The organism is Vibrio sp. 1288 (assembly GCF_033344475.1).
Window position 1 is genome coordinate 1 of record NZ_JAWPOX010000659.1, and the last position, 641, is coordinate 641.

Annotated in this window: 1 protein-coding gene; it reads left to right on the forward strand. The window is 42.9% G+C overall.

Going from position 1 to position 641, the window contains the following annotated elements:
• Positions 1–128 precede the first annotated feature (128 nt).
• On the forward strand, positions 129–620 hold the full coding sequence (locus R8O11_RS28615; protein WP_029827916.1) for a prepilin-type N-terminal cleavage/methylation domain-containing protein: 492 nt from the start codon (positions 129–131) through the stop codon (positions 618–620).
• The last annotated feature ends 21 nt before the right edge of the window (positions 621–641 follow it).

Sequence of the window (641 nt, forward strand, 5' to 3'; positions counted from 1 at the left end):
TAGGCAACTTGTTTTATATATGAGATTTGCAATAACAGTCACACCTTCTCATTCTTTTTTAATACCGATATAACCCCATTTTTATTCCAGAATAGCAGCCTATAAAATGACAAAGCTGGAGGCTGGTTGTGCGTGGTTCACGAGGATTTACCCTTATCGAGTTAATAATGTGCATCATCATTCTTGGTGTTGTTGGCGTTGTTGCCCTGCCCAAGTTCCTCGGAATACAAAAAGACGCACGAATTGCCGTTTTGTATGGTGCAAGAGAAGCGCTAATGACAGCCAACAACCTTGTTTACACTAAAGCCGTTATTCAGTCTCAAGAGAACATCAACTCAGAAGACACGCGAAACATCGACTTAGATAACGACGGAGTAAACGATCTTATTGGTTACTTTGGGTTAATCAAAAACGTGATTCCAGCAAAAGAACTTGCCGGTTTTGACCCACAACTCACCATCAACAAATGGTACGGCGCCGATTCAGAGGCTGAACCCTACTTCCTTATCGGCTTTGCCAACAAACCCGTGAGCATCCATCACCTGTGTTATGTCGAAGTGTACTACCCTAAAACACCAGGCGGACAACTTCGCTATGGAATTCAAACTGAAGACTGCTAAAAACCCTCCCAAACAAGCTTC